This window comes from Isoptericola sp. NPDC055063 (assembly GCF_053608125.1).
Map to the genome: position 1 here is coordinate 141,743 of NZ_JBSGUW010000015.1, position 21,704 is coordinate 163,446.

General features: G+C 75.8%; 18 protein-coding genes, 1 tRNA gene and 1 riboswitch. Of the genes, 3 read left to right on the top strand and 16 right to left on the bottom strand.

The window, feature by feature from the left end:
* Positions 1–9 precede the first annotated feature (9 nt).
* Genes ACWF41_RS18165 through ACWF41_RS18180 form a run of 4 tightly spaced genes read right to left on the bottom strand, consistent with a single transcriptional unit; the run spans position 10 to position 4,989 of the window.
* Positions 10–1,845, bottom strand: coding sequence for a glycoside hydrolase family 35 protein (locus ACWF41_RS18165; protein WP_380314830.1), 1,836 nt, complete (start codon positions 1,843–1,845; stop codon positions 10–12).
* On the bottom strand, positions 1,842–2,723 hold the full coding sequence (locus ACWF41_RS18170; protein ID WP_380314833.1) for a carbohydrate ABC transporter permease: 882 nt from the start codon (positions 2,721–2,723) through the stop codon (positions 1,842–1,844). Before ACWF41_RS18170 ends, ACWF41_RS18165 begins: the two co-directional genes overlap by 4 nt.
* On the bottom strand, positions 2,720–3,676 hold the full coding sequence (locus tag ACWF41_RS18175; protein WP_380314836.1) for a carbohydrate ABC transporter permease: 957 nt from the start codon (positions 3,674–3,676) through the stop codon (positions 2,720–2,722). Before ACWF41_RS18175 ends, ACWF41_RS18170 begins: the two co-directional genes overlap by 4 nt.
* A 2-nt stretch (positions 3,677–3,678) precedes the next feature.
* Positions 3,679–4,989 (bottom strand): ABC transporter substrate-binding protein, encoded by a 1,311-nt coding sequence (locus ACWF41_RS18180; RefSeq protein ID WP_380314839.1) that lies wholly within the window; start codon positions 4,987–4,989, stop codon positions 3,679–3,681.
* A 246-nt stretch (positions 4,990–5,235) separates the two neighbouring features.
* Here ACWF41_RS18180 and ACWF41_RS18185 point away from each other — a divergent pair, with 246 nt between their 5' ends.
* Entirely contained in the window at positions 5,236–6,249 is a 1,014-nt protein-coding gene (locus ACWF41_RS18185) for a LacI family DNA-binding transcriptional regulator (RefSeq protein WP_380314842.1), read from the top strand.
* Here the strand turns inward: ACWF41_RS18185 and ACWF41_RS18190 are convergent.
* Genes ACWF41_RS18190 through ACWF41_RS18205 form a run of 4 tightly spaced genes read right to left on the bottom strand, consistent with a single transcriptional unit; the run spans position 6,209 to position 11,429 of the window.
* The gene (locus ACWF41_RS18190) at positions 6,209–7,597 is read right to left on the bottom strand and encodes an aldehyde dehydrogenase family protein (RefSeq protein ID WP_380314845.1); all 1,389 of its coding nucleotides are present in this window, start codon (positions 7,595–7,597) and stop codon (positions 6,209–6,211) included. The genes ACWF41_RS18185 and ACWF41_RS18190 overlap by 41 nt on opposite strands.
* Positions 7,594–8,853: an ectoine hydrolase gene (doeA, locus tag ACWF41_RS18195; protein WP_380314848.1), complete on the bottom strand. Its 1,260-nt coding sequence runs from the start codon at positions 8,851–8,853 to the stop codon at positions 7,594–7,596. Before doeA ends, ACWF41_RS18190 begins: the two co-directional genes overlap by 4 nt.
* A gap of 50 nt (positions 8,854–8,903) precedes the next feature.
* A complete protein-coding gene (locus tag ACWF41_RS18200) occupies positions 8,904–10,160 on the bottom strand; it encodes an aspartate aminotransferase family protein (RefSeq protein ID WP_380314851.1) in 1,257 nt (418 codons plus the stop codon).
* Between the two features lie 48 nt (positions 10,161–10,208).
* Positions 10,209–11,429, bottom strand: a complete 1,221-nt coding sequence (locus ACWF41_RS18205) for an MFS transporter (protein ID WP_380314854.1) — start codon at positions 11,427–11,429, stop codon at positions 10,209–10,211.
* Positions 11,430–11,525: 96 nt separating this feature from the next.
* Between ACWF41_RS18205 and ACWF41_RS18210 the strand changes: the two genes are divergently transcribed.
* Positions 11,526–12,899, top strand: a complete 1,374-nt coding sequence (locus ACWF41_RS18210; RefSeq protein ID WP_380314857.1) for an SWIM zinc finger family protein — start codon at positions 11,526–11,528, stop codon at positions 12,897–12,899.
* Positions 12,896–16,339, top strand: coding sequence for a hypothetical protein (locus ACWF41_RS18215; protein WP_380314860.1), 3,444 nt, complete (start codon positions 12,896–12,898; stop codon positions 16,337–16,339). Before ACWF41_RS18210 ends, ACWF41_RS18215 begins: the two co-directional genes overlap by 4 nt.
* On the opposite strand, the gene ACWF41_RS18220 is transcribed toward ACWF41_RS18215, so the two are convergent.
* The 8 genes from ACWF41_RS18220 to ACWF41_RS18255 form a co-directional block, all read right to left on the bottom strand.
* The gene (locus tag ACWF41_RS18220; RefSeq protein WP_380314863.1) at positions 16,320–16,940 is read right to left on the bottom strand and encodes a class I SAM-dependent methyltransferase; all 621 of its coding nucleotides are present in this window, start codon (positions 16,938–16,940) and stop codon (positions 16,320–16,322) included. The genes ACWF41_RS18215 and ACWF41_RS18220 overlap by 20 nt on opposite strands.
* 65 nt (positions 16,941–17,005) lie before the next feature.
* Entirely contained in the window at positions 17,006–17,731 is a 726-nt protein-coding gene (locus tag ACWF41_RS18225) for an energy-coupling factor transporter transmembrane component T family protein (RefSeq protein ID WP_380314866.1), read from the bottom strand.
* The gene (locus tag ACWF41_RS18230) at positions 17,728–19,242 is read right to left on the bottom strand and encodes an ABC transporter ATP-binding protein (protein WP_380314869.1); all 1,515 of its coding nucleotides are present in this window, start codon (positions 19,240–19,242) and stop codon (positions 17,728–17,730) included. The genes ACWF41_RS18225 and ACWF41_RS18230 overlap by 4 nt, the downstream gene beginning before the upstream one ends.
* The gene (locus tag ACWF41_RS18235) at positions 19,235–19,888 is read right to left on the bottom strand and encodes an ECF transporter S component (RefSeq protein WP_380314872.1); all 654 of its coding nucleotides are present in this window, start codon (positions 19,886–19,888) and stop codon (positions 19,235–19,237) included. The genes ACWF41_RS18230 and ACWF41_RS18235 overlap by 8 nt, the downstream gene beginning before the upstream one ends.
* A riboswitch (TPP riboswitch) is annotated at positions 19,882–19,994 on the bottom strand. Its footprint overlaps the gene before it by 7 nt.
* A 164-nt stretch (positions 19,995–20,158) precedes the next feature.
* Positions 20,159–20,231 (bottom strand) — tRNA-Ala (locus ACWF41_RS18240).
* Positions 20,232–20,321: 90 nt separating this feature from the next.
* Entirely contained in the window at positions 20,322–21,011 is a 690-nt protein-coding gene (locus ACWF41_RS18245; protein WP_380314874.1) for a histidine phosphatase family protein, read from the bottom strand.
* Positions 21,008–21,454: a ribosome silencing factor gene (gene rsfS, locus ACWF41_RS18250; RefSeq protein WP_380314877.1), complete on the bottom strand. Its 447-nt coding sequence runs from the start codon at positions 21,452–21,454 to the stop codon at positions 21,008–21,010. Before rsfS ends, ACWF41_RS18245 begins: the two co-directional genes overlap by 4 nt.
* Positions 21,451–21,704, bottom strand: a 254-nt coding sequence (locus tag ACWF41_RS18255; protein WP_452182999.1) for a hypothetical protein, incomplete at its 5' end; no start/stop codon positions are given. The genes ACWF41_RS18255 and rsfS, both read right to left, overlap by 4 nt.

Sequence of the window (21,704 nt, forward strand, 5' to 3'; positions counted from 1 at the left end):
ACGTGCTGGTCAGAACTCCTCGACGTACTCCTGCGCGGCGCCCAGGTCGGGGCCGGAGAGCAGCTCGAGGTCCGTGCCGGCGCGGTGCTGCTCGAGCACCGTCACCGTGTTCTCCCCGCGGCGCAGCAGCGGCGCGGGGACGTAGAGGGTGCGCTGCGGGCCGACCTCCCAGTAGCGGCCGACCAGGACGTCGTTCACCCAGACGAACCCCTTGGCCCAGCCGGGCAGCGCGAGATACGTGTCGGCGGGCTCGTCGACGACGAGCACGGTGCGGGCGAGGATCCCGGCGCCGGACCCTGCCACGGGTTCGGCTGCGGGACCGTCGGCGGCGGCCCACAGGGCGTCCGGGGCCAGGGTCGCGAGGGGGACGGGCCGGGACTCCCAGCCGTGCACGATGCGCCGGTCCACGAGGACGTCGCCGACGATGCCCTTGGGCTCGCCGAGGCGCGGGCCGTAGTTGACGCGCCCGAGGTTCTCGACGAGCAGCTCGAGGGTCACCTCCGCGCCCGTGCCGGTGACGACGACGCCGTCCGTGGCGGTCGCGCGCTCCAGCACGCCCACGGGCGCGCCGTCGACGAGCACCGTGGCCCGGTCGTGCAGGCCGAGCACGGAAACCCTCGACTCGCCGGCGGGCAGCCGGGTCCGGGCGCGGTAGGCCACGAGGCCCGCGTCGAGACCGAGCTGCTCGAAGGTGCGCGGACGGGGCGAGCCGTCGCCGGGTCCCGCGAGCGCGTCGAGGGCCGGCGCCGCCGTGCGCATCTCGGGGGTCGGGAGCGTGCGCGGCGCCAGGCGCGCGGGCGGCTCCAGGGCCGCGTCGTCGCTCTCGTCGCCGCCCCCGTCGTGGGGCACGTGAGGCGACCGGAACGGCTCGAGGACCTCCCGCATCGCCAGGAACTTCGGGGTGATCGTGCCGTCCTCGGCCACGGGCGCGTCCGAGTCGTAGCTGGTGACGGTGGGCTGCAGCACCGTGCCGTCGTGGTTCGCGCCGGCCCAGAGGCCCGGGTTCGAGCCGCCGTGCGCCATGTAGAGGCTCACGGAGCCGCCGAGGTCGAGGATCTGCCCCACGGTCCGCGCGGCGTCCTGCGGGTCGCGCGTGTGGTGCTCCTCGCCCCAGTGGTCGAACCAGCCGTTCCACATCTCCGCGACGAGGAAGGGCTCCGGGTCCGCACGGCGGCCGGCGAGCAGGTCGCGTGCCTCCCGCGGCTTCGAGCCGAGCGTCGCCGCGGCGAGGACCCCGGGCAGGGACCCGCCGTCCTGCATGAGATGGGTGGCGCCGTCGGCCGTGAAGACGAGCTCGTCGATCCCGTGCCGGGCGAGCGCGTCGCGCACCCAGGAGACGTAGGCGTGGTCGTCGCCGTAGCTGCCGTACTCGTTCTCCACCTGCACGGCGACCACGGGTCCACCGCGGCCGGCCTGCAGCGCGGCGACCCGCGGCAGCAGCTCGGCGAACCACCGCTCGACGGCGTCCGTGAACCGGGGGTCGACCGTGCGCAGCGCGATGCCGGGCGTGCCGGTGAGCCAGGCGGGCAGGCCGCCGTTGGACCACTCGGCGCAGATGTACGGGCCGGGCCGCACCACGGCGTCCATGCCGAGCTCGCCCACGAGGCGCAGGAACCGCTCGACGTCGCGGTCGCCGGCGAAGTCGAACCGGCCGGGCGCGGCCTCGTGCCAGTTCCACGGCACGTACGTGTCGACGGTGTTGAGCCCCATCGCACGGACCCGCACCAGGCGGTCGCGCCACAGGTCGGGGTGCACGCGGAAGTAGTGGACCGAGCCCGAGAGCACGCGGTGCGGCACCCCGTGCCGCAGCAGGGTGGTCCCGTCCGTGGTGAGCGTCGCCGTCACTTGAGCGCCCCGTTCGCCAGCCCCGAGCGCCAGAACCGCTGCAGGGACAGGAACGCGACGATCAGCGGCACGACGGCCACGAACGCGCCGATGATCACCATGTGCCGCTCGATCTGCCCGGACTGCACGAGGGCGTTCCACGTGACCAGGCCGACGGTGACCGGCTTGAGGTTCTCGTCGATCAGCACCTGCGACGGCAGCAGGAAGTTGTTCCAGATCTCGACGAACTGGAAGAGGAAGATCGTCACGAGCGCGGGCGACATCATGCGCAGGCTCACCCCGAAGAAGATCTTGCCCTCCGCGGCGCCGTCGAGGCGCGCGGCCTCGACCACCTCGTCCGGCACCGACTGTGCGGCGAAGACGCGCGCGAGGTAGACGCCGAACGGGCTGACGATGCTGGGCAGCAGCACCGCGAGGTACGTGTTGACGATCCCCACCTGGGAGAACATCAGGAACAGCGGCAGCGTGAAGAGCACCTTCGGCACCAGCACGGCGCCCAGCACGACGGCGAACAGGACGCCGCGCCCGGGGAAGTCGAACTTCGCGACGGCGTAGCCGGTGGCCGCCGCGACGAGGGTGCCGACCCCGGCGCCCACGATCGAGTAGAGCGCGGCGTTGCCCATCCAGGTCGCGAAGATGCCGTCCTTGTAGGCGAACAGGTCGGCGATGTTGCCGAACAGGTCGAAGTGGCTGAACCACAGCGGGTTGCCCGCGAACGTGTAGCCCGCGTCCTTGGTCGCCGCGACGAGCAGCCACCACAGCGGGAAGAGGAAGTAGGCGCTGGTCAGCACCAGCACCCCGGTGACGAGCACCCGGCTGCGGAGCGTCGTCTCCACGGTGTCGCGTCGGGGCCGCACGGCCGTGCGCGGGGCGCTCACGAGGACCTCCGGGAGGTGAGGCGGAAGAAGAGGACGGACAGCACGGCCACGCCCACGGCGAGGATGACCGACTGCGCCGCGGCGTACGGGTAGTTCGCGGCGGTGATCGACGACTGGGCGGCCATCAGCGGCGTGAACTTGGGGCCGATGGTGCCGGTGCTCGACGAGAGCACGAACGGCTCGTTGTAGAGCTGGGCGGACCCGATGATCGAGAACACGGCGGTGAGCAGCAGGGCGGGCCGCACCAGGGGCACCTTGACGTGCCAGGCGATGCGCCACGGGGAGGCGCCGTCGAGCTTGGCGGCCTCGAGCACCTCGCCGGGGATCCCCTGGAGCGCGGCGTAGATGATGATCATGTTGTAGCCGGTCCAGCCCCACGTCACGACGTTGGCCACGGACCACAGGGTCAGCTCCGTGCCGAGGAAGTCCACGGTGACGCCCGTCGGGGCGAGCAGCTGGTTGATGGGGCTGCCGGTCGGCGAGTAGAGGAACGACCACATGAGCGCCGACACGACGGTCGGCACCGCGTACGGCGCGAAGCTCGCCAGCCGGAAGAACCCCTTGCCCCGCGCGGAGGCGGAGTCGATGAGCAGGGCCAGGCCGAGCGCGAAGCCCAGCATCACCGGCACCTGCACGACGCCGAACAGGAGCACGCGGCCGAGCGACGCGACGAAGCCGGAGTCGTTCAGGGCGGCGGCGTAGTTGAACCAGGGGTCGAAGACCTCGGTGGGCGGCGTCAGGCCGAGTGCGTCCCGCTCGATGCGGAACAGGCTCTGGTAGACGGCGTAGCAGATGGGCGCGACGTACACCGCCAGGAACAGCACGACGAACGGCGCGACGAACCGCAGCGCGACGCGGGAGGTGCGGGAGCGCGGGCGGCGCGCCCGCGGGGGCACCACCCCGGGCGCGGTGGCGCGCCCGGGGCGGTGCTCCGTGGAGATCGTGGCGGTCACGGTCACTCGCCGACCGTGATGCCCTGCTGGGAGAGCTCGTCGATCGTGGCCGCCTTCGAGCTGTCCAGCGCGCCGGCGACGGTAGCGTCGCCCTGGCCGGCGTAGGCCTTCTTCATGTCCGCGGCAAAGGTGCCCATGAGCGTGGACACGCCGGGGCCCCACTGCCAGCCCTCGGCCACGTTCGCGGCCGCGTCGACGAACACCTCGTCCACGACCTGGCCGCCGAAGTAGTCGTCGCCCTGGGTCAGCAGGACCGACTTCAGCCCCTCGACCGAGGCGGGCAGCGTGCCGGCGGCCTCGATGACCGCGTCCACCGCCGTGGGGTCGGTGGACATGAAGTGCGCGACCTCCCACGCGGCCTCCGGCTCCTCGCAGCCGGCGAGGACGGCCGTGGCGCTGCCGCCGACGTTGCCGGTGGTGGCCTCGCCCTTCTCCCACGTGGGCAGCGGGGCCACGGCCCAGGAGCCGGAGGCGGCCGCGGCCGAGTCCTTGAGGATGCCCTTGAACCAGGCGGCCCCGACGATCGTCGCGATGCTGCCGTCGGAGAGCCCGGCGGCCCACTGGTCGCTCCAGATGCCGGCGCCGACGAGGCCGTCGTCGATCAGGCCCTGCCAGTAGTCCGCGACCTTCTGGTTCTCGGGCGAGTCGTTGGTGATGGACCACGTGCCGCCGTCGACCGTGTACCAGGGCGCGCCCGCCTGCCAGGAGAAGCCCGTGTAGTCGAAGTCCTCGTACGTGCCGGTGAGCGCGACGCCGGCCTTCTTGAGCTTCTCCCCCGCGGCCTGGTACTCGGCCCACGTCGTGGGCACGTCGATCCCGTGCTCGGCGAAGACGTCCTTGTTGTAGAAGAGCACCATCGGACCCTGGTCCTGCGGGGCGCCGTAGACGCGGTCGCCGACGGTCACGCCGGACCAGCCGGCCGGGGTGTAGGCGTCCGCGTCCTTCGAGGCGATGTCCGTGACCTCGAGCAGGTTGCCCTCGGAGACGAAGCTCGGCATGGTCTCGTAGCCGACCTGCGCCAGGCAGGGCGCGTCGCCGGCCTTCACGGCGTTGCGGATCTTGTCGTAGCCGCCCTTGTTGCCCGGCTCGATCTCGGTGAACTTCACCTGGACGTCGTCGTGCGCGGCGTTGAACGCCTCGGCGGCCTGGTCGTAGCCCTGCGCCCAGGTCCAGACCTCGATCGTGGTGGGCTCGCCTTCGGCGCCGCCCGCCGGGTCGCCGCCGGCGCACGCCGCGAGGCTCACCGCCGCCACCGCGGCCACGCACGCCGCACCAGTCGCACGCGCCGACCCGTTCACCGTCGAACGCTTCATCTCTGACTCCTTCTGACCACTGTGTACCGAGGAGCGGCACCGCTGCCGCACGAGGAATGCGAGCACCATAGCCGGTTCTGATATCCATAACAACCAGTCGGAGACGCACGGTATATGGCCGCTTCCCTCCCGAACCGTGATCCGCTTGTTATGGTCATCACGACGAGCGGTACCATCGAGCCCGCAGCGGGCCGGGACGGCCCGCACGACCAGGGACCGGGGTGAGCCGTGGCACGGGCGTCATCGATGAACGACGTGGCGCGCATCGCCGGCGTCTCCGCGCAGACCGTCTCCCGCGTCCTGTCCGACCACCCGCACGTCAACGCCGCCACGCGCGCCAAGGTGCTGGCGGCCGTCGAGGAGACCGGCTACCGCCGCAACCGCCTCGCCCGGGCGCTCGTCACCGGCCGCAGCCGCACGCTCGGCGTCGTGACGCACGAGACCGACCACTACTCGACGTCCGCGATCCTCCTCGGCGCCCAGACCGCCGCCCGCGCGGAGGGCTACTTCGTCTCGACGGCGACGACGCCGTCGCTGTCCACCCCGGCGGTGGCGGAGGCCGTCTCGCGCCTGCTCGACCAGGGGGTCGACGGGCTCCTCATGGCCGTGCCCGTGCGCGAGGACGCCTCGCTCGGCGACCTCACCCGCGGCCTGCCCACCGTCGTGCTCGACGGCATGCGTTCGTCGGCCACGGAGGTCGTCGCCGTCGACCAGGTCGAGGCCGGCCGCCTCGCCACCGAGCACCTGCTCGGCCTCGGGCACCAGACCGTCTGGCACATCGCCGGCCCCGAGTCCTGGAACGACGCGATCGGCCGCACCGCCGGCTGGCGCCAGGCGCTCGAGGACGCGGGCCGCACCGTGCCGCCCGTGCTGCACGGCGACTGGTCGCCCGAGTCCGGCCACCGCAACGGCGAGCTCGTCGGGCGGATGCCCGAGGTCACCGCCCTCTTCGTCGCCAGCGACGAGATGGCCTTCGGCGCCGTGCGCGCCCTCGTCGAGCTGGGGCGCCGGGTGCCGCAGGACGTGTCGGTCGTCGGGATGGACGACATCGCCCTCGCGGCCTACGCCTCTCCCCCGCTCACCACGGTGCGCCAACCGTTCCACGACGTCGGCGGGCGGGCCGTGGAGCACCTCCTCGCACTGCTCGCCGACCCGGACACGGTGCACGAGCCCGAGGTCGTGCACCCGGAGCTCGTCGTGCGCGCGTCCACGGCGCCCGTCACGGACGCCGCGGACCGACCCACACCTGCTGCACGTTGACGAACTCACGGATCCCGTGCGGGCCCAGCTCCCGCCCGTAGCCGGAGCGCTTCACCCCGCCGCTGGGCAGCCGCGGGTCGGTCTTGACGATGCCGTTCACCGCGACCTGCCCGGCGGCGATCTCGCGGGCCAGCTCCTCGCCCCGCTCCGGCGTGCTCCACACGCTCGCCGCGAGGCCGTACTCGGTGGCGTTCGCGGCCGCGAGCGCCGCGTCCGCGTCCTCGGCCCGCAGCACCGCGGCGACCGGTCCGAAGGTCTCCTCGCAGGCCGCGGTCATGTCCGGGGTCACGTCGTCGAGCAAGGTGGGCGGGTAGAACCAGCCCGGGCCGTCGGGCAGCTCGCCGCCGAGCAGCAGCCGGGCGCCCGCCGCCACCGTCTCGGTGACCTGCCGGTGCAGGGCGGCGCGCAGGTCCTCGCGCGCGATCGGGCCCACCTGCGTGGCCGGGTCGCGCGGGTCGCCCACGCGCAGCGCGGCGAGGCGGTCGCGCAGGCGCCCCACGAGGGCGTCGTGCACCGGCTCCTCGACGATCACCCGCTTGGCGGCGATGCAGGACTGCCCGGCGTTGATGATCCGGGACAGGGCGATCGTGTCGGCGGCGGCGTCGAGGTCGGCGTCGGCCAGCACGACGCACGGGTCGGACCCGCCGAGCTCCAGCACGGCCGGCTTGATCTCGGCCGCGGCCAGGCTCGCGACGGCCGCGCCGCCGCGCGACGACCCGGTGAAGGACACGGCCTGCACGCGCGGGTCGCGGATCACGGCCGCGACGTCCGCGGTCTCCAGCGGCAGGTTCGCGAAGACGCCGTCGGGCGCGCCCGACACGGCCAGCGCCCGCGCGAACACCTCGCCGTCCGCCGCCGCGCAGCCGGGCACGTGCGGGTCATGCTTGAGCACGCCGGTGTTGCCCGCCATGAGCGCGGGCGCGGCGAACCGCAGGGCGAGCCAGAACGGGGCGTTCCAGGGCAGGATCCCCAGCACCGTGCCGAGCGGCAGGTGCTGCACGTAGCTGTGCGTGGCGTCCGACGCGATGTCCTGGGGCGCGAGGTAGGCCGCGGCGTGCTCGGCGTAGTGCTCGGCGCACCAGGCGGCCTTCTCGACCTCCCCGACGGCCTCCGTCGCCGGCTTGCCCATCTCCTGCGTCATCAGCGGGGCCAGCTCGCCCGAGCGGGCGCGCAGGTCGGCCGCGACGGCGCGCAGCACCTCGGCCCGGCCGTCGAACCCGCGCTCCCGCCACGCCGCCCTCGCCTCCTCCGCGGCGGCGAGGGCCGCGTCCACCTGGGCGGGGCCCGCGGCCGGGACCTCGCGGACCACCTCGCCCGTGCTCGGGTCCGTCGCGATGAGCATCGTCATGCCGTCTCCTCCTCGGTGCCGTCGGCCGTCGGGCCGGGCACGAGGGTGAGGGGCTCCCCGTCCCCGCGCTCGTCTCCCCGCACGGCGCCGTGCTCGGGCTTGCACGTGAAGTCCTGGTCGAGCGTGAAGAACGACTCGCACCCGTCGGCGGTCACGCGCACCGTGTCGGAGATGCCGACGGTCTTGTCGCCGTCGACGCCCCACATCCACGGGATGATGTGGAACGTCATCCCCTCGCGCAGCACGCGCGGGTCGCCCTGGTTGAGGCTCACGATGTAGCCCTCGTCCCAGCTGGGCGGGAAGGCGATGCCGATCGAGTACCCCGAGCGGGTCACCAGCCGGGCCCCGACGCCGTTGTCGGAGATGATGTCGCGCACGATGTTGTCGGCGTCGGACACCGTGAGCCCGGGCCGGATCGCGGCCTCCACCTCCGCGAGCGCCAGCTTCATCCGCTCCTGCGCCACGAGCATGCTGCGCGAGAGGTCGTCGAGCACCACCGTGCGCATCATCGCCGTGTGGTAGCGGCGGAAGCAGCCGCCCACCTCGAGGAACACGTGCTCGCCGGGCCGCACCGTGCGCCCCTCCCACGTCGCGTGGCCGATCATGCTGCGCGGCCCCGACGCGACGTACGGCATCACCGCCGGGAACTCGCCGCCGGAGCGGAACATCGCCGACGCGATCTCGGCGGCGACGTCGTTCTCGGTCACCCCGGCGACGACCGCCTCGATCCCCGCCGCCATCCCGACCTCGGTGGCGCGCGCGGCCCGCCGCATGATCGCGATCTCCGCGTCGGACTTGATCACCCGGCCCTCCTCCACGATGCCGAAGCAGTCGAGCAGGCGACCGTCGGTGAACGAGTTGTGGATGTAGTCCTGGTGGTAGGCCGGGAAGTAGTAGCTGTTGCGCTCGTACCCCACGTCCTTGGTGTCGAGGCCGAACTCGCGCAGCGACTGCACCAGGCTCTGGATCGCGTCGCCCGTGTCCGGGTACGGGCGCGTGAGCTCCACCCACGTGCGGGCGTGCACGTTGGACTCCTCCATGCTGCGCGTGATCATGAACGGCTCGTCGGTGAGCGGCACGACCAGCGCCTGGAAGAACGAGTACCCCGTGGTCTGGAAGTCCGTGAGGTACATGAGGTTCTCAGGATCGGTGATGACCACCGCGTCGAGCATCCGGTCCGCCATGCGGCGGCGCAGGTCGCCGAGGCGGCGCTCGTACTCCTCGAACGGGAACGTCATGTCGTCGCGCTGCCGCATGCGGCCTCCTTCTGCCTGTCACGCGTCCCCGGCGGGATTGCTCGAGGGCGCTAGAGCGTGTCGCGCACCGCCCCCGCGAGGACGTCGAGCCCCTCGCTCAGGTCGTCGTCGGGGATGGTGAGCGGCGGGATGAGCTTGAGCACGCGGCCGCCGCTCCCGCAGGCGCCGATCAGCAGGCCGCGGTCGAAGCACTCCGCGACCACCGCCTTCGCCAGGGCGCCGTCGCCCAGGTCGAGGCCCTGGATCATGCCGCGCCCGCGGACGGCGAACCCGCGCCCCTCGGGGCCGGGCGCGTCCTGCGCGAGGGACAGCAGCACGCCTGCCATCCGCTCGCCCTTGGCGCGGACCTCGGTCATGAGGGCGTCGTCCTCGAAGTAGGTGAGTGCCTCGCGACCCGCGACGAACGACAGCCCCTGCCCGCGGAAGGTGCCGGTGTGCTCCCCCGGCAGCCAGCGCGCGTCGTGCTCGGGCTGCACGAGGTTCATCGCCAGCGGCGTCCCGTAGCCGCCGATGCCCTTGGCCAGGCAGATGATGTCCGGGTCCAGGCCCATCCCGTCGAAGCTGAAGTAGCTGCCGGTGCGGCCGCAGCCCACCTGGATCTCGTCGATGACGAGCAGCGCTCCCACGTCGCGGGCGAGCTCCTGCACGGCCCGGAGCCACTCGGCGCTCGCCACGTTGACCCCGCCCTCGGCCTGCACCGTCTCGACGACGAACGCGGCCGGTGCGGCGAGGCCGCTGGAGACGTCGGCGAGCTGGGCCCGGTAGGCCTCCAGGGACTGCAGCCCGCCGCCCGGGGCGGTCTCGAACGGGAGCCGCACGACGTTCTCCAGCGGCACCCCCGCCGCCGCCCGGAAGAACTCGTTGCCGGTCAGCGCCAGCGACCCCAGCGTCATCCCGTGGAACCCGTGCGTGAACGCGACGACCTCCCGCCGCCCGGTCACCTTCCGCGCGAGCTTGAGGGCGGCCTCCACCGCGTTGCTGCCGGTGGGGCCCATGAACTGCAGGCGCATCGACATCCCGCGCGGCTCGAGCACCGTGCCCACGAACGCCTCGATGAAGTCACGTTTGGTGGTCGTGGCCATGTCGAGGCTGTGCGCCACCCCGTCGGCCTCGAGGAACGCGATCATGGCCCGCTTCATCCGCGGGTTGTTGTGCCCGAAGTTGAGCACGCCCGCCCCGGCGAAGAAGTCGACGTAGCTACGCCCGGCCTCGTCCACCTGGCGCGCGTTCGACGCCGAGGCGAACACCGTGGGGTACGTCCGGCTGTAGCCGCGGATCTCGGATTCCCACTTCTCGAAGACCTCCATCTCCCACACCTAGTTGCTCGCGGCGCGGGGCGCAACAGGCGGCGCGGGTCAGTCGGCCCCGCGGCGGCGTACGAGGTTCGCCAGCGGCGAGTAGCGCGGCACCCAGCGTGCGAGGGCGGCGGCCGACGCCCCACCGAGCGCCGCGGTGGCCCACACCCCCGCCGCGAGCGAGCCGAGCGCGGCCCCCGCCGACAGGAGCAGCGGGCCCAGCGCGTCGCCCGTGTCCTGGAAGAGCCGCCACACCGACAGGAACGTGGGCCGCACGGCCGCGGGCGCGACGTCGGCCCCGAGCGTCATCACGATGCCCGACCCCATCCCGTTGCCGACGCCCAGCACGGCCGCGACCACGGTGACCGCCGCGACGGTGTGCGCGAACGGCAGCAGGGCCAGGCCCGCCGCCATCGTGAGCATGGACGGCACCGCCACCCACAGCCGCCCGAACCGGTCCATCACCTTGCCCGCCGGGTAGAACAGCAGCATGTCGAGGGCACCCGAGACGCCGAAGACCAGCGAGGTCACCTCGGCGTCCAGGCCCAGGTGCTCGCCCCACAGCGGGATGACGGTCTGCCGCGCGCCGCGCACCGCGCTCACCAGGAGGATGGCGACGCCGAGCGTCGCGAACAGCTGCCGGTGGTCGCGGGCCACGGCCGCGACGGAGACCCGCGGCCCGCCGCCCGCGCGCGGCAGCGGGGCGCCGGCCCGGGGCTCCGGCGGCACCAGCGCGAGCACGGCCACCGCCACCAGCGCCGCACCGGTGCCGAGCCAGAACGCGCCCTGCAGCGACGTCGCGGCGATCACCGCGGCGCCCGCGAACGGCCCCAGGAACAGCCCGATCCGGTGCACGCCCGCCAGCGTCGACAGCACGCGCGCGCGCCGCAGCGGCGGGGTGATCTCGGTGAGGTAGGCCTGTCGCGCGAGGTTGAACACGGCGTTCGCCGCGCCGAGGGCGAGCACGCCCAGGGCGAGGCCCCACAGCGCGGTGGTCAGGGCGATGGCGGTGAACGCGAGCACCGCGACACCGCCCGCGAGCAGCATCGCCGTCCGGTCCCCGAGGCGCTGCGCGAGCGCGCCCGCGGGCAGGTCGAACGCGATCTTGCCGAGCGGCAGCAGGGCCGCCACCAGCCCCGCGACGGTGAGGGTCGCGCCGCGGCCCGTGGCCGTGACGGCGACGACCGGCAGCAGCGCGCCGATCCCGATCTCCAGCACCAGGGTGGGGAGGAAGGCCCCGAGGACGACGCTGCGGAACGGGAAGAGGGGCGGGGACGGCACGCACCCTTCCTATCGCACGCGCGCCCGGCGGCGGCGGGCCGTCCGGCGGGCCGTCGGTCGCGGGTCGCGTCACCGGCTCGTGGCACCCTCGGGGCCATGACAGGCACCCGGGCGTTCGTCGGCGCGTCCACCCTCGACGACGGCGGCCTCGCCCTGGCCCTCGCCCCCGGCCTGGCGCCCGGCGGCCCGGAGGCGTCCCCGTCGTTCTTCCACGGCTTCGCGACCCACCCGCAGGTGCTCGCCCGGTCCCTCGTGACGCTCGCGGACGTGACCGCGACCCGGTACGTCCAGCCCGCGCCGTCCACGCAGCGCGACCCGGTCCTCACCGCGCAGGGCGACCGGCTGCGCGCCGAGGTCTTCTCCGCGTGCAACGGCGTCTACGCCCGCCTGGACCTCCTCGGCGACGGGCTCGACGGCGGCGAGATCGGCTCCGGCACCACCAACGTGGACCTCGGGCCCGACACCCGGCGCGCCCTGACCGGCGTGGGCCGGGCGGACCTGCTCCACCTCGACGTCGGGGTCGGCGGCCTGCGCGTGGCCACGCCCGGCGTGCAGGTGGTGGAGCGCCCCGTCGAGATGCCGCCGCGCTGGGTGCGGGCCCTCGGCAACGCGGCCGAGCTGCACCACGGCCTGGCCCCCGTGCTGCGGCTCGACGGCGCCGCGGCGCGGTCGTTCGTGGCCTCGCTCCCGGCGGCGACCTCGACCGCGCGCTCGGGCTGGCTCACGGCCGCACCCTCGGGCGCCCGGCTCGCGCCGCGCCGCTCGGCAGGGTCGGTGCACGTGAGCGGCCTGCACCGCCTCGCCGCGCTGAAGCGGCTGCTGGTGCACGTGCGCGGCGTGACCGTCTACGGCCCGGCCGACGGCGGCGCGGGCCCGGCGCTGGTGGAGGTCGCGCTGCCCGGGGCGCGGGTCAGCGTCGGCCTGACCGCCGAGCCGTGGCGCGGGCACTCCGGGGAGGGCTCGCTGCTCGACGGGCTCGCCGCGCCCGAGGCCTCCGGCGACGCCGACCTGGTCGCCGCCCTCCTCGCGTTCGAGCCCGTCGTCGACGTCGCGCGCCTGGCCCGCGACGCGGCCCTCGACGACGCCCGCGTGCGCGCCGCGCTCGCCGTGCTCGCGGCCCAGGGGCGGGTGGGGTGGGACGCCCACGACGCCGCCTGGTTCCACCGCGAGCTGCCCGACGACCCGGGCCGCCCCGAGCGCGACAACCCGCGCCTGCGGGCCGCCCGCGCCCTCGCGGCGAGCGGTGGAGCGCGGCCCGACGGCGACGGCTTCCTCGTCCGAGGCAGCGGCGGCGACCACCGCGTCCGCCTCGCGCCCGGCGGTCACGGCCCGGACACCTGCACGTGCACCTGGTACCTGCGGCACGGCGGTGACAGGGGCCCGTGCCAGCATGTGCTCGCGGCCCGCCTGGGCGCGGCCGCGCCGCCGGCGCAGGGCCGGTCCGACGACGAGAGGACCCCGCACCCGTGAGCTCCGTGCCGCGCGTGGACACCGACCTGGCCACCCCCGCCCTCGCCCGCGCGGTCGAGATCTTCCGGGAGCTCGGGTGGGACGGCGCCGACCCCCAGGATGCTCCGACGCTGCCGCTGGGCTCCCCCGCGCAGCAGCGCGAGGCGCTCGCCGGGCTGCGCCGCGGCCCGTGGCAACGGCTCGGCACCCTGGACGAACGCTCCTGGGGCTGGACGGCGTTCACCACCGCCGACCTCGACCTCCTCACCCTGTTCGCGCTGCGGCTGGGCGTCGACGCCGCCCGGACGGTCCAGCTCCTCGCCCGCACGTCCCGGCTCCCGGCCGACCTCGTCGCGAGGGTGGTGGCCTCCCGCGGACCGGAGTTCGCTGCCCAGGTCGTGGCCCGCGGGTACGCGTCGACGAGCCGGCTGTGGGAGCACTCGATGTCCTCGCTCGGCGACGTGGCGACCCTGCTGGTGCACCGGCTCGGCCTGGACGTGCCGGACGACGTCGAGTACCTCAAGGACTGGGCGGCCTTCGCCGCGGCCGAGCTCACGGGCGACGCGGTGGACTGGCTGTTCACCGGGGAGCCGCTCCCGGCCGGACTGGTGCCCCCGCGGTACGCGGAGCACGCCCGGGCCGCGGTCACCGTCGGGCTGCCGGCGACGGGCCCGTTCGGGCGGACCTACGCGGCGGCCGTCGGCGCCGGCTGGCTCGACCGGGACGAGGCCGTCGACCTCGCCTTCCGGGCCCTGGACGCCGCGACCCGGCCCGGCGACCGCAAGGCGTGGGCCGTCGTCCTCACCGCGCCCCCGACCGCGCGCACCCCGGGCCTCGCCGCGACGCCCGCCGAGATCCTGGCACGCGCGGACCTGCTGGTCGGCGTGCTGGCCACCGGCGAGGCGCCGCTGGTCGAGGCGTTCGCTCCCGCCCTCGTCGAGGGCGCCGACCCCGCGACGCTCGCCGACGTCCTGCTGGTGTCGCTGGCGGTCGCCACCAAGAAGGCGCAGCGCGCCGTGCTCGCGGCCGCGTCCCGGCGGGCGTCGTCCGACAGCGGCGCGGGGCCCGAGGTCGTCGAGCTCGTCGGGGACCGGGTCGCGGAGCTCGCCGCCGGCCGGGACCCCGCGGTGGCGCGGGCCGCGCGCGCCGTCCTGGAGGCGTGGGGCGTCGCCCCGGCGAAGCCCGCGCGGCCCGCCGGACCTGCCGCGACGGCTGCCGCGACCGCCGGGCGTTGGCGGCCCACCCCGCCGGTCTGGACGCCGCCGCGGTTCGCGCCGCCGGAGGCGACCGGCGCGGAGCTCACCGCCGCGGCCGCCGCGCTCACCCTGCAGCCGGAGGGCGCCGCCGACCTCGCCCTCGAGACCTTCCTCCACCTCGCCGTCCAGGTCGCGCGCCGCGACCCCGAGGAGGCGCGCACCGCGCTGCGCGGCGTGGGGCCGTCGTGGCAGCCGGGGCTGGGACCGGTGCACGCCTGGGTCCGCGGCGAGCAGCCGGAGCACGGGTTCGACGCGAGCGGCGCGGTCTACGGTGTGCTGCACGCCCGCGACCACGGCGTCGTCGAGCGGCTGGGCGAGGTGCCGAACCTGCTGTCGGCACCCACCCGCGTGGACCTGAGCGTCGACCCCGCCGACCTGGCCGACCGGCTCGAGGAGTACGCGTCGTCCGGCTCGCCCGCCGTCGAGGCCGACCTGTTCCTGGCGCTCACCCGGCTGGACCTCGCCCGCGCGACGCCCGAGGTGCTCGACCGGCTGGGGGCGCTCGAGGTGCCCGTCGCGGGGCAGCGCGGCCGGGACCTGCGGCTCCTGGCGGGCCCGGTCGTCGTCGCGTACGTGGCCGACCCGGTCGCCGAGCCGGCGCTCGTCCGCGACGAGCGCTGGGACTGCTGGCGCGCCGCCCCGGTCGTCCTGCCGCGCTCGCTGCACGGTTTCCCCCGCCGCATCGACACCCGCGGCTACGCGGGCCACGACGCGTACGCGGTGTTCCCGGGGTGGGGAGACGCCGCCGCGGAGGGCCTCGTGCACAGCGAGGACCCGGCCCTCGGCGTCACCCTGCGGCAGGCCGCGCGCCGCGCGACGCCGTTCGGGCCCGCGGGCGCGGTCGCCGTGCTCGGCGCCCAGCGGGGCTTCCACGAGCGGGCGGCCGAGGACGGCTCCGCCGCGGCGCTCGAGGCGTGGGACCGCGGCCTGCTCCGGCCCGGCGTCGCCGACGCGGCCCTGCTCGACCTGCAGACCACGCCGCGCGCCCTCGCGGCGTTCGCCGCCGCGGCGGTCCGCCTCGCGGACGACGGGCTCGCGTCGGTGGTCTGGCCGGTGCTCGACGACCTCCTCGCCGCCTCCCAGGCCCGGACCCGCCTGCTGGCCGGCACCGCGGAGCTGGCCGAGGCGATGCTCGCCCTCGCGCCGGACGCGGCCGCCGCCGTCGCGACCGGGGTCGCCGACCCCGCGGTCCTCGCCGTGCCAGGGTTGCGGCGGCTGGCCGCACGGCCGGGCTCCTCGCGGGCCGTGGTCGCCGCGCGGGAGACCGTGGCGGCGCTCCCGCCGGTCGCGGGGGAGCCGGTGGCCCCCGCCCCGGCGGCACCGGCACCCGTGGGCGTCCCCGACGACTTCGACGCCGTGTGGCCCGCGGGCGTCGCGACGCTGCCCGCCGTCGACGACGGGGTCGGCGTCACCGCGACCTGGCAGGACCCGGACGCCCCCACGAGGCTGCTCGCCCTCGACCTGCGGCTCCCCGCCCACCCCGGCCGCGTCTACCGGGTCGTCAAGGTGTGGGCGTACGACCTGGAGCGCGAGGGCCAGTGCGCCGCCGTCGCGCGCGCCGAGGGCGAGGAGCCCGACACGTCCGGCTACCCCACGCGCGGCACCGAGGCATGGCTGGCCTGGGACGCGGAGGCCGGCGTGCTGCGCGCGCACGAGCACCGCAACCGCACCGAGGGCACGGGCGGGCCGCTGCGGCCGCCGGCCGGCGGAGTCCCGCCGCGCAGCGCGGCCCTGCACGCCGTCGCCCTGTCCATGCTGTGCCACGAGGGCGACGCGGGGATCGCCGGGGAGCACGTCGTGCGCGAGCTGATCGAGAGCGGCGGCATCGGCTGGGCGGGCGTCCGCCTCGCCGCGCGCGCCCTGGTGACGCAGCCCGCGGCGAGCCCCGCGCGCATGGTCCGCGTGGTGGAGCGCCGCCCCGCCACGCTGCCCGCCCTGTGGCCGGTGCTCACCGAGGCGGTCGCCGCGGCGGGCGCCACCGACGGCCCGCTGCCCCGCTGGCTCCCCCGCGTGCTCGACGTCGCCGGTGCGGCGCTGCCCTACCTCGCGGAGGCGGCCCGCCGGGGCCTGGTCCCGGCCGACGCGGCGACGTTCCCCGGGCTGGAGGCGATCGCCGCGCGGCCCGGCCGCACGGTGGGGCCGGCCAGGGCCCGCGCGCTGCTCGCCGCGGTCGGGGCGCAGGGGCTCACGCGCGCCGCGTCGTGAGGAGCAGCGCCGGCAGGTGCTGCTCGTCGTCGGTCGGCCGCGCGACGATCTCCGCGTCCGTGACCTCGGTGGACGTCCAGTCCGCCGCCGGGAACGCGGCGCGCAGGTCGCCCGCGGTGGTGCCCCAGCCGAGCCCGGCCCGCACCGACATCGCGAGCACGGCGACGAGCGCGTCGGGCGGGCAGATCACGGCCAGCCCGGCCACGTAGGCGGCGCGGCCGTCGGCGTCGAGGGAGTGCAGCAGCCCGGAGTCCAGGACCGTGCGCGGGCGCACGTCGAGGCGGTCGAGGTGGCGGGCGTCGGCCACCTCGAAGCGCACCTCGCCCGGCGGCTCGAGGATCGCCTCCGCGGCCCGCTCCCGGGCGCGCGAGATCGCGTGGGCCGCGCCGTCGACCCCCACGACCCGGTGCCCGGACCGCGCGACGGCGAGCGCCAGCACGCCGGTGCCGCACCCGGCGTCGAGCACCGGGTCCGCGAGCACCGACCGCCGCACCAGGGAGAGCAGCGCGGGCTGCGGGCGGCCGATCTCCCACGGCGGCGGGACGTCCCCCGCGTACAGGGCGTCGAAGTCGTGCTGCGGGCGTGCCTCCGGTCCGGCCATGCGCGCACCTCCTGAGCCCAGTGTGCGCGCCGCGGGCGATCCCTCACCTGTCAGGGGTGGGGCGTCTACCCCGCCGCGAGGACGGCGAACGGCAGCGCCGCGACCAGGACGCCGACGGCCAGCACCGCGGTGTCGTGCCGGGCCCACGGCGCCGGCTCCGCCCAGGTCCGCGAGCCCGCGCCCGCGAAGCCACGGGCGTCCATCGCCACCGCCATGGTCGTCGCGTCGCGCAGTGTGGCCGCGAGGACGGCGAACGTCACGGAGGCGGCGTGCCGCCCGCGGTCGAGGGGCCCGTGCCCCGGCCCGACGCCGCGGGACCGGCGGGCCCGCGACGCCTGCTCCCACACGGTGCCGAGGCGCTCGAACCGCTGGAGCGCGGCCGCGACCCCGACGACGAACCGCGCGGGCAGCCGCAGGCGCTGGCCCAGCTGGTCGGCCAGCCCGCTCGGGTCGATCAGGGGCGCGAGCGCGACGCCCGGCAGCGCGAGGACCGCGATCCGCATCCCCGCGACGGCCGCGACCTCGAGGTCGCGGCCGCCCAGCAGCCACGTCGACCACGTGACCGACGCGACCGCCACGACCACCGCGAGGTAGCGCGCCGCCGGCCCGGAGCGCCGCGGCAGGCCGACCGCCCCGCAGGCGACGACGGCGCCCAGCGCGGCGGCCGCCGACGCGAGGTCCCGCACCCCGAACGACGCGACCAGGCCCAGCAGCCCGAGCGTCACGAGCACGAGCGGGTTCGCCCGCCCCAGCACGCCGAGCGCGCCGGTCGTGCCGCCACCGCCCGTCATGCCGCGGCCACCCGGTGCGGGCGGCCCATGCCGTGCCCGTCCTCGTCCGGCCCGCCCGGCGGCAGCGCGACGCGATGGTCGGCGAGCCCGACGAGGTGGCGGTCGTGGGTGCTCGCCGCCACGGTGGCGCCGTGCCCGGCGGCCGCGACGACCCACCCGGCCACGGCGGCCCACGTGTGCCGGTCCTGGCCCACGGTGGGCTCGTCGAGCAGCGCCAGGGGTGGCCGGTGCGCGAGAGCCGCCGCGAGCGCCAGCCGCCGCTGCTCGCCGCCGGAGAGGCGGAACGGGTGCGCGTCGGCGAGATGGTCCAGGCGCAGCAGCGCGAGCACGGCGTCGACGTCCACGGGCACATCGAGCCGCCTGCCGGTGAGCGCCACCTCGTCGCGAACGCGCAGCGCGAGCAGCCCGTGCTCGGGATGCTGCGGCACCCACCCGCAGCGGCGGGCGAGCTCGCGCGACCGGGTGCCGCGCCCGGGCGACCCGGCCACGCGCCCCCGCGCGGGCCGCAGGTGCCCGGCGAGGGCTGCCACGAGCGTGGACTTCCCCGCCCCGGACGGGCCGGTGACCGCGGTGAACCGGCCCGCGGGCAGGCGGGCGTCGACGCCGTCCAGCGCGCGCGTGGTGGTGCGGCCCCGCAGGCCCCGGGTCGTGAGGTCGACGCCGAGTGCGTCGACGGTCACCTCCGGACCGGCGTCGTCCGGCGCGACCAGCGCCGCGGGCACGGGCAGCGGGTCGGGCGCCGGGGCGTCCGGGAGCCAGATGCCGGCGGCGGTGAGCGCGGCCCGGAGCGGGGCGCCCTGATCGACCCCGGGCTCGCCCCCGGGCTCGACCCCAGGTGCGCGCAGGGCGCCCGGCGCGACGTCGTGCGTGACGACGCCGCCCGGGCCGAGCACCACCACCCGGTCGAGGTGCTCCAGCCACGGCCCCACGTGGTGGTCGACGACCACCAGCGAAGTCTCCGTCCCGGCGAGCGCGTCGAGCACCGCGGACCGCACCTCGGCCGCGGCGTCCGGGTCGAGCATGGCGGTCGGCTCGTCGAGGAGCAGCAGGTCCGGGCCGCACGCCAGCGCGCCTGCGAGCGCGAGCCGCTGCAGCTCCCCGCCGGACAGCGCGGAGGTCGGCCGGTCGAGCGGGTACCGCAGCCCCACGTGGTCCAGCGCCCCACGGGCGCGGCGCCAGATCTCCTCCCGCGGCAGGCCGGCGTTCTCGGGCCCGAACGCGACGTCGCGGCCGATCCGCTCGGCGACGACGGCGGCCCCGGGGTCCTGGAGCACGAGGCCGACGACGCCGTCCACGTGGGCCGTGCCGGACAGGTCGCCCGGCAGCGGGTCGCCGAGCACGCCCGCCAGGGCGTGCAGCACGGTCGACTTGCCGGCCCCGCTGGGACCGACGAGCCCGATGCGTTCCCCGGCGCCGACGGCGAGATCGAGCCCGTCGAGCACCGGCGTCGCCCGCCCCGTCGGGCGCCAGGTGAGCCCCGCCAGCCGGGCGCGCGCGCCGCCGTCAGCCACGGGCGACACGGGCCGCCCCGGCGGCGCCGTCGGCCAGGTCCCGGCCGGGCGCGAACGCGTCCAGCACCCCGGTGCGGGCGAGGGCGCGCACCAGCGCCGCGCCGCCGAGCCCCGCGAGGAGCGCGCCGGACAGCGCGAAGAAGCCGAGGTAGGCGAGGCGGAACCCCCACTGCCAGTCGGGGTAGTAGGCGAACCACTCGTAGACGGCGCCGCACGCGCCCGCGGCGGCACCCGACAGCGCCGCCACCGCGGTGCCGAACCGGCGGTACAGGAACAGCGCCAGGACGAGCTCGACGCCGAGCCCCTGCACGACGCCCGAGACGATCGCCGAGAAGCCCCAGCCGGCGCCGAGCAGGGCCTCGACGCTCGCGGCCACGACCTCGGTGAGCAGCGCGGCGCCAGGCTTGCGGACGATCAGCCCGCCGAGCACGCCGCCGAGCAGCCAGCCGCCGCCGAGCAGGCCGGTGGCCGGCGGGAACGCGACGACGAGCCCCGCGGAGAGCAGGTGGTAGAGCTGCGTCCAGCCCCAGAAGACGACGCCGACGGCGACGCCGAGCATCGCCATCGTGACCAGGTCGACGGTGCGGTACCGCAGGCTCGCGCGAGCCGTCCCGAGGACGGTCGGACGCATGATGGGCGCGGACATTCCAGGTAACTCCCTTCGCCGGTGCTAACCGGAGCAGGTTCCAAGGGTCTGCGGCTCGTGCCCGCACTCTCAGCGCCCCTTCGACGGCGCTCCCCTGTCATGGGTGTCTTCAGTTGTGCGTCAGGTGTGACGTCACCTGCGGCGGCCCTCGATGCGGCCGCAGGACCGACCCTAGGCGACGGCGTCGTCGACGCAAGGCCGTCCCGCCCCGTGGGACCCGGGTACGCGAGAAGGCCCGGAACCATGTGGTTCCGGGCCTTTTCGTCGGGGTGGAGCTGAGGGGACTCGAACCCCTGACCCCCTGCATGCCATGCAGGTGCGCTACCAGCTGCGCCACAGCCCCGAGAACCGGCGATCCATGGCCGCGAGCGACCCATGTTTCGTCTGATTCGGTGTGTTCCTCCGGGCTTGCGCCCCTCGGAACGTCGATATCTTAGGCAGACTTCGGGCCAGGTTCCAAATTCCAGTCCGGACCGGCCTGCCAGTGGTCCAGCGGGTACCCGGCCCCCACGTTGTGCGCCACGAGCCGCCACGCCGGGACAGCGCCGGCCCCCGCCCGATGCAGGTGCGACCAGTGCACGTTGTGCATCCCGGCCAGCCCGCGCCACGAGGTCGGGTCGAGGCCGAGCAGCGCCGTCACCCCCAACGAGATCGCGGCGCCGTGGGAGACGAGGACCAGGGTCGCGTCGTCGTCCAGCTGCTCCGCGTGCTCGGCGACGGCCTCGGCCATCCGCGCGGCGACCTCCGCCTTGGACTCCGCTCCCGCTCCCGCCGGCTCGGCGCCGCGGCGCCAGGCGGCGTACTCCTCGGGCCAGCGCGCGGAGAGCTCCTCGCCCGTCATGCCCTCCCACTCGCCGAAGCCACGCTCGCGCAACCGCACGTCGGTCTGCACGGGGGCGCCGCCGAGCGCGTCCGCGTACGCGGTCGCGGTCTCGAGGGCGCGACCCAGGTCGGAGGAGACGATGCGCGTCGCGCGGTGGGACGACGCGAGGGCGGAGCCGCCCTCCCCCGCCTGCCAGCGGCCGACGTCGTCGAGCGGGATGTCGATCTGCCCCTGCAGCCGCAGGGACGCGTTGTACGCCGTGCGGGCGTGGCGCAGCAGGACGACGGTCCCGGCCGTCACCGCTCGTCGCCCGCGAGACGGATGGCCCCGTCACCCGCGGCGTCGCCGTACTCGGCCGCCGCGGCTGCGCCGTCGCCGCCGCGCGCGTCCTCGGGCAGGTCGATGGCCGGGCAGTCCTTCCAGAGGCGCTCCAGCGCGTAGTAGACCCGGTCCTCGGCGTGCTGCACGTGCACGACGACGTCCCCAAAGTCGAGCAGCACCCAGCGCGCCTGGGCCTTGCCCTCGCGCCGGATCGGCTTGGCGCCGGCCGTGATCATCGCCTCCTCGACGGCGTCCACGATCGCCGAGACCTGGCGCTCGTTGGTGCCCGACGCGATGAGGAACACGTCCGTGAGGACGAGCTGCTCGCTCACGTCGAGCGCGATGATCTCCTGCGCCTTGCGGTCCGAGGCGGCCCGGGCGGCGACGACCGCCAGCTCGACGGCGCGGGGGGTGGCGGTCATGCGGCGGCTCCAGGCGGGGAGGTCGTAAGGGAGTGGACCACCGCGGGCGCGGCGGAGTCGGTGCTGAAGCTCTTGTCGTCCGAGCCGGCGAGGAGCAGCTTCCACACCAGCAGACCGAGCACGAACGCGACGACGACCAGCACGATGTAGTGCAGCCAGGTGTACGACGCCTCGGGCTCGTCCCAGTCCTCGTCGTCCTCCTCCTCGACCTGCGGCGCCGCCGAGCGGGCCCGCACGGGCTGCTCCGAGG

What these genes read in the sequence shown, in the direction of transcription:
- ACWF41_RS18185 (WP_380314842.1), top strand. Translation starts at nt 5,236, where the DNA reads ATGAACGACGTGGCGCGCATCGCCGGCGTCTCCGCGCAGACCGTCTCC.
- ACWF41_RS18180 (WP_380314839.1), bottom strand. Translation starts at nt 4,989, where the DNA reads ATGAAGCGTTCGACGGTGAACGGGTCGGCGCGTGCGACTGGTGCGGCG.
- doeA (WP_380314848.1), bottom strand. Translation starts at nt 8,853, where the DNA reads ATGCGGCAGCGCGACGACATGACGTTCCCGTTCGAGGAGTACGAGCGC.
- ACWF41_RS18200 (WP_380314851.1), bottom strand. Translation starts at nt 10,160, where the DNA reads ATGGAGGTCTTCGAGAAGTGGGAATCCGAGATCCGCGGCTACAGCCGG.
- ACWF41_RS18190 (WP_380314845.1), bottom strand. Translation starts at nt 7,597, where the DNA reads ATGACGATGCTCATCGCGACGGACCCGAGCACGGGCGAGGTGGTCCGC.
- ACWF41_RS18225 (WP_380314866.1), bottom strand. Translation starts at nt 17,731, where the DNA reads ATGACGGGCGGTGGCGGCACGACCGGCGCGCTCGGCGTGCTGGGGCGG.
- ACWF41_RS18235 (WP_380314872.1), bottom strand. Translation starts at nt 19,888, where the DNA reads ATGTCCGCGCCCATCATGCGTCCGACCGTCCTCGGGACGGCTCGCGCG.
- rsfS (WP_380314877.1), bottom strand. Translation starts at nt 21,454, where the DNA reads ATGACCGCCACCCCCCGCGCCGTCGAGCTGGCGGTCGTCGCCGCCCGG.
- ACWF41_RS18210 (WP_380314857.1), top strand. Translation starts at nt 11,526, where the DNA reads ATGACAGGCACCCGGGCGTTCGTCGGCGCGTCCACCCTCGACGACGGC.
- ACWF41_RS18220 (WP_380314863.1), bottom strand. Translation starts at nt 16,940, where the DNA reads ATGGCCGGACCGGAGGCACGCCCGCAGCACGACTTCGACGCCCTGTAC.